Raw genomic sequence first — 6,824 nt, forward strand, 5'->3', positions numbered from 1 at the left:
TGGCTTTTATGTTTTATAATCCTATTAAAGAATAAGGAATTCGTACACCCTTGACCTGGTAAAAATTAGGGTCTAAACCGGTTGTGCCACTTGCATCTATAGATGTACAGGTATTGATTGTACAAGTGCCCCCTTGTCCGTTATAATTTAAGCTATATGTAAGCAATAATTCATTATGCCCGTTGTTAAATTCCGGGTGTATGATTCCTGTATAATATTTTGCGATGTGGCCTTGATAAGTATCTGGAATGGAGTAAACAAGCACCGGAGCAGTAAATGGGCCAGTGGGGCTGTTTGAAGTAGATAGGTATATATTATGTTTCGTAGGGTCGCAAAAAAAGCCTTCGTCCATTTGCATTAAAACATATTTGCCATTTACGTATGCCACAGATGCATTTTGCTGCGTAGTGGTACCTGTGCCGATATGTATTAGCGCCGCCGCTGCTATGGAAGGCAACGAGCCCCAGCCTGTACCGGTCCAATAGGTCCAAACAGCGGGCGCGCTTGCGGCGAAGCGTGCTATGAGCAGGTTTTGTGAGTTGAAATAGGTATTATATGAACCATAGGCATAAACGGTATCATTAGTAGGTTTTTTCACCAGTCCAATATGATAGGTATAAGTTGTTTGCCCCGTCATACCATTCGGGGTAATTCTCAACGCATTACCCCAGTTTAACCCATTATCATTCTCAGTAATGCTATATAATGCCTGGTTTGATGTATTAGGAGTAACGCCATTGTTCCCTTCACCTGTATCCATTATAATTTGATTACCTATTTCAACAGCAGTACCTGTCCAACTATATGAATTATTATCGGATAACCCCGGACTGGGAACAAGTTGTAACGGTTTTCCGTTTGAGCTTGTATTGGTAATATTTGGGCTCAAAGCAGGATCCCAGCTACGGCTTGCAGGTTGTAAAAAAGCGGAGTTATGATAATTGAAAATTGCACCACAATTAAATGCTCCATTCGATTGCAATTGATTGGCGTCGTAGGCATCTTGCGTTATCCATAATACCTTACCATTATTGTTGCCATAAGTTAGTGGCACACTATTACCTTGGTCAAATGCAACGGTAGTACCTGTTATTTTAGGCCGGTGAAAAAAGTTGACCACCTCATCATCTCGGTGGCCTTCGGCCGCGACGCCGGCTAAGGCCCAAAATTGGTTGGTTGTGCCAGTGTAAGTTTCCTGCGTTACTATTCCGGCATTTATTAATGAGTTATTGTGATTCGTAACTGCCATGTTATTGCCTGTATTTGCAATTTCGTAGCTGCCATTAATCGGGTTTTTCTTAAGGTACCATAGCTGGTTTTTGGAATTAGTTAATTTATTTTGCCAAAGTTGGGAACCTGATGTATTGTTGGGCGATTCCAGATATTTCCCGCTACCTACATTCAATATTCTAAAGGTAGTAGTATCACTTATACTGGCAACTTCTGTATTAATCTGCACCAATATCCATTTTTGATTTGGACTGGTTGCAATGCCCGTTCCCGAATATTTATACTGTTGTAATAGAGCTCGATCGGTAAGTAGAGCAGCTACATTTACTTCTAAAGCTAACCCGCTAACCATGTTTTGCAAAAAATAGTAATTATAGTTTGCTGGTAAGGCACTTTTAATGTTGAGCGCCGGAATAATGTTATCCAACAGATCTGGAGTAAGGGATGTGTCTTTTTTTTTACAGCCCACCATAAACATTAAGTAGGTAAACATACTAAGGAGTGTTACATAAATCGTACTTTTTCTCTTCATAATAAACAATTGTATAAATTAAATCGTTTTAATAGTCAGGGAATTGGAGTCCCTTTATATTTGGAATATAAATCTAATAATTTTATTGAAATAGGGGCAGGTATAGCACTAATATAATTAGCAAATTAGCTGTATGAAGCTATTTTTGCCCCCAATAAGTTCGGAGTGTTATTATGAATTTCAAATAATACATTTGAGACATTATGCTGGTTCAAAACGAATTGGATAAACTTGGCTTAATGGTACAAAAGATCAAACTTGGCGAGGTAATACTGATTTATCTGCCAATTACTTGCTTATAAACGGTTTATGAATTATGGATGCTTTAGCGCTAGGGTAAGACATTTACGGTTAAGAAATCTTGAAAGGGCAGGGGTATTACCGCCATTAAGGTAAACGGTAAGGTGAACGTGGGGTATTTTGTGTCGCACGATTTGTTTGAAAATGGCGGGACAGTGAGGTACTTACTAAATAAAAGCGTTTTTACTTAATCGATTTTAACTATTTGATCATAGAATTAAGTGATTGTGATTATCCAGTTCAATATCATAAATTTGTTAGGACTCTAAAAATGAGCAGCAAATAATTTCGATAACCATAAAATTAAAATACATGGAAAAAGAATCAAATGATATCAGCAAATGCCCATTTTACAATGGTACGATGAAGCATAATGTTGGCGGTGGTGGTACTAAAAACCGCGACTGGTGGCCCAGCCATTTAAAGTTAAATATTTTGCGTCAGTACTCCTCTTTATCAAACCCGGTAGGTGAGGATTTTGACTATGCTGCAGCTTTTAATAGTCTTGATCTGGAAGGTGTGAAGACCGATCTTCATGCACTAATGACAGACTCCCAGGACTGGTGGCCGGCTGACTTTGGTCATTACGGCCCTTTGTTTGTCCGCATGGCATGGCATAGTGCCGGTACTTATCGTGTAGGTGACGGACGTGGTGGTGCAGGGATGGGACAGCAGCGTTTTGCCCCGCTAAATAGCTGGCCGGATAATGTGAGCCTTGATAAAGCGCGCAGGTTGCTGTGGCCTGTCAAACAAAAATATGGCAGCAAGATTTCATGGGCAGATTTGATGATCCTTGCCGGCAATGAGGCATTGGAGTCAATGGGTTTTAAAACGTTTGGTTTTGCCGGTGGACGGGAAGATGTCTGGGAGCCTTCTGAGGATGTATATTGGGGTGCTGAAACCACATGGTTGGGGGGCGACCTCCGATATGGCCATGGTTCTGATGGTATAGATAAAAAGCATGGTGTACTTGTTTCTGACGATGATGCAGATGGTGACATACATTCCCGTAATCTGGAGAATCCGCTTGCTGCTGTACAGATGGGACTAATCTATGTGAATCCTGAGGGTCCTGATGGCAATCCTGATCCCATTGCTTCTGCCAGGGATATCCGCGATACTTTTGGGCGTATGGCTATGAATGATGAAGAAACCGTTGCCCTGATAGCTGGTGGACATAGCTTTGGTAAAACCCACGGTGCCGCACCTGCCACACATGTAGGCAAAGAACCTGAAGCGGCCGATCTGGGTATGCAAGGTCTTGGCTGGAGCAATAGTTTCGGTACAGGTAAGGGTGGCGACACGATTACCAGCGGACTGGAAGTAACCTGGACTACAACGCCTACGCAATGGAGTAATAACTTCTTTGAGAACTTATTTGGCTTTGAATGGCAGCTTTCGAAAAGCCCTGCAGGTGCCCATCAGTGGATCGCTAACAATGCAGGTAAGATAATTCCAGATGCGCATGACAGCACAAAGCAACATTTTCCTACGATGCTTACTTCAGACATTGCTTTGAGAATGGATCCTGCGTATGAAAAGATATCCCGTCGCTTTTTAGAAAACCCTGATGAATTTGCAGATGCCTTTGCTCGTGCCTGGTTTAAGCTGACACATCGCGATATGGGTCCGAAAGCGCGTTACCTGGGGCCGGATGTGCCGCAAGAGGAATTGATCTGGCAAGATCCTATACCTGCGGTGGATCATGTACTGATAAATGAGCAGGACATAGAAAGCTTGAAATCTAAAATCCTGGCATCTGGACTCAGTGTATCTAAACTGGTTTTTACTGCCTGGTCTTCCGCTTCTACGTTTCGTGGTTCAGATAAACGGGGTGGTGCCAATGGTGCCCGTATACGTCTGGCCCCGCAAAGGTACTGGCAGGTGAACGACCCTTCACAATTGCAAAAAGTGCTGGGTGTACTGGAAGGCATTCAGCAGGATTTTAATACCGGGCAAGCAGGTGGTAAAAAAGTCTCGCTGGCAGATTTGATCGTACTCGCAGGATGTGCAGGGGTTGAAAAGGCAGCTGCAGATGGAGGGCATACCATCAGCGTTCCCTTTACTCCGGGTCGTATGGATGCCTCACAGGAGCAAACGGATGTGGAATCTATGGGCTTTCTTGAGCCCTTAGCTGATGGTTTCCGCAACTACCGCAAATCGAAAATCCCTGTTTCCACTGAGGAGTTGTTGATCGATAAAGCACAATTGCTAACGCTGACAAGCCCTGAAATGACTGTGTTGATTGGTGGCTTGCGTGCATTGAACATAAATTTTGATGGATCTGATCATGGTGTTTTTACTTCACGTCCAGGCTTGCTGACCAATGATTTCTTTGTAAACCTGCTGGATATGCGTACGGCATGGAAAGCAGTATCTCCCGACAGGGAGCTTTATGAAGGGAGCGACCGTACTACAGGTAAGGTAAAATGGACAGGTAGTCGCGCAGACCTTGTGTTTGGTTCAAATTCGGAACTAAGAGCTGTGGCTGAAGTTTATGCAAGTGCAGATGCCAAGGACAAGTTTGTGAAGGACTTTATAGCTGCATGGAGTAAAGTGATGGATCTGGATAGATTTGATTTATAATAACATAAAGCCTCTGATCTAACAATCAGAGGCTTTATGTTTATGAAATCTTGTGAACCTTACTGATATTTTCTCGAACACCTTTGTGTCAGATTTGAAACGTATTATTAATTTGGCTGATGAATTGGATAGCGAGTAAGGAAAGTTCTCTAGTAGAGAATTTTCAGAAATCTCTACTAGGGTATATTGATACTTTATTTTAATGCTATTATCATGTGACTTATCAAAATGGTAATGTTGTTGTAACTGGTTTATTTTTTGTAAAGAGATTTAGGTAAGCATCAAGCTGAGAAATTAGATAATAAGGCAAGTTCAATAGTTTATAATTTTTACCAGCGGCTGTTGTTACATCGGTTACCATCAGTTTGCCACCATACACCCGTACAGCAAAAGCATGATTGGCCTCATCCATAAACAAATGCAGCGATTTCAATGTGCCTTCTTTACCCGATTTCACCTCAATAGGAATCAACTTACCTTCAAAAGGATAAACATAATCCACTTCTGCGGTAGAACTATTCTTTTCTCTTACCCAAAAATTTAGACTACTCAATATATTAAACCTTTCAGCAAGAATTTCCTGACCAGTAAGGTGCTCAATAATAGTCCCCTGATACATACTGCTTAAATCGGCTGTGCCCAATAGCTCTCCCTGTACACCTAAAAAATAATTCATCATTCCGGTATCCAAAATTTGTAACCTTGGTGATTTTTTATAATCCGGCATTAATGGCAATGTGGTGCTTACTGTAGGATGGATTAAGGATAATAAAAAAGTCTTTTCCAATGTTCTTAATGCTTCTGCCGCTTCCTTAGAGTTATAATTAGACCGACCAAAGTTTTGGAATTTTATCCTTTTACCCGCTTCAGCAAAGCTAACCCTTATGCAATGTTGAATAACGCGAAGCAATGAATCGTTTCGTGCATACTTTTCAACATCATCTATGTACGATGCAATTAGCAGTTCGTAAATAGGGCCAAGTGCAGTTAAGTCTTTATTTGTAGCGTATTCGTTAATTATTTCAGGCATACCGCCAATTATAGCATAAGTATGAAATAACTCCATTAACCGATTATGCGCAAAATCTTTTACAGGTAAGTATTCCAATTGTTCTAAAGCTGCAACCTCACCAATGGCACCTAGAAACTCATAGAAAGATACAGGTCTGAGCACTAAAAATTCAACTCTACCAACAGGGAAACTCATCCCTCTGTTAAAAATAGTTTCTAGTAACGAGCCTGCTGCTATTACCCTTATTTCGGGGAACTCTTCATAAAAATAGCGAAGCATGTTAAACGCTCCCGGAACCTCTTGAATCTCATCAATAAAAATTAAGGTATTCTTTCTGTTGGCATACTTCAAATTACGCAATAAGAATAACGATTGTATAAGCGTGTCAATGGTAGTATAAGTATCGAAAGGCTTCCTATCTGATTCAATTTCAAGGTTTAGATAAATATATTGCTCAAATTTTTCGGCAAACTGATTAACCACAGTCGTTTTGCCAACCTGTCTAGCGCCACGTAAAACCAATGGCTTTCTATTGCTCTTTTTAGACCATTTATTAAGTTCAGCTAATATTTTTCGATTAAACATTCACAAAATTAGGGTAATTTTCATCAAAATCAAACCCAAAATTAGGGTTGTTTTAAAATAAATTAAACCCATAACTAGGGTAATATTGATATTGCTCACCAAAGTTTTATGAAATCCATTTAGGAGTCAATTATTCCCTAAGGGATTTGAGCAGGATGACTACGACGACATTGATTATATTATTTATGAGCAAAACAAAAGACTTCAAAAACATTATTTCAATAGATGAGGCATTTGAAATATTCAAATGTAATGGTCTAATTTTTAATCGGGACCAAGTTTGGGAGATATTAGAATTTATGGATAAGATAGCCAAATTGGTAGTAGAAGAATATATTTTTGATGAAAAGGAGCGATGACATCGAACACTTAAAAACTTTATTTTTTGTCTATAATGAAACTTTTTGTTGCCTAATTCTCATTTATCCCATAGGGTTGACCTTATGGTTATCGAACACAAAAACTGCATTTGTTGCATTTTAAGGGATCAATGCCAAATGTTGTGGAGCAGGGATTAAAAATTTAGCTTTGCGGTTTTTATCGACTCACCTTTTATGGCCTCAGATACCGCATCCCTAC

The 6,824-nt window shown here is 40.2% G+C and carries 4 protein-coding genes; 2 read left to right on the plus strand and 2 right to left on the minus strand.

Going from position 1 to position 6,824, the window contains the following annotated elements:
• Window positions 1-13: 13 nt before the first annotated feature.
• Window positions 14-1,762 (minus strand): RICIN domain-containing protein, encoded by a 1,749-nt coding sequence (locus ACVWYN_RS15940; protein ID WP_457289874.1) that lies wholly within the window; start codon window positions 1,760-1,762, stop codon window positions 14-16.
• A 612-nt stretch (window positions 1,763-2,374) separates the two neighbouring features.
• Here ACVWYN_RS15940 and katG point away from each other — a divergent pair.
• A complete protein-coding gene (katG, locus tag ACVWYN_RS15945; protein WP_457289875.1) occupies window positions 2,375-4,648 on the plus strand; it encodes a catalase/peroxidase HPI in 2,274 nt (757 codons plus the stop codon).
• A 223-nt stretch (window positions 4,649-4,871) separates the two neighbouring features.
• Here the strand turns inward: katG and ACVWYN_RS15950 are convergent, their stop codons facing one another.
• Complete coding sequence (locus tag ACVWYN_RS15950; protein ID WP_457289876.1) at window positions 4,872-6,245, minus strand: ATP-binding protein; 1,374 nt, start codon at window positions 6,243-6,245, stop codon at window positions 4,872-4,874.
• A 185-nt stretch (window positions 6,246-6,430) separates the two neighbouring features.
• Between ACVWYN_RS15950 and ACVWYN_RS15955 the strand changes: the two genes are divergently transcribed.
• Window positions 6,431-6,604: a hypothetical protein gene (locus ACVWYN_RS15955; protein WP_457289877.1), complete on the plus strand. Its 174-nt coding sequence runs from the start codon at window positions 6,431-6,433 to the stop codon at window positions 6,602-6,604.
• Window positions 6,605-6,824 lie beyond the last annotated feature (220 nt).

The sequence above is a fragment of the Pedobacter sp. UYP24 genome, assembly GCF_054057295.1.

What these genes read in the sequence shown, in the direction of transcription:
- ACVWYN_RS15940 (WP_457289874.1), bottom strand. Translation starts at nt 1,762, where the DNA reads ATGAAGAGAAAAAGTACGATTTATGTAACACTCCTTAGTATGTTTACC.
- katG (WP_457289875.1), top strand. Translation starts at nt 2,375, where the DNA reads ATGGAAAAAGAATCAAATGATATCAGCAAATGCCCATTTTACAATGGT.
- ACVWYN_RS15950 (WP_457289876.1), bottom strand. Translation starts at nt 6,245, where the DNA reads ATGTTTAATCGAAAAATATTAGCTGAACTTAATAAATGGTCTAAAAAG.
- ACVWYN_RS15955 (WP_457289877.1), top strand. Translation starts at nt 6,431, where the DNA reads ATGAGCAAAACAAAAGACTTCAAAAACATTATTTCAATAGATGAGGCA.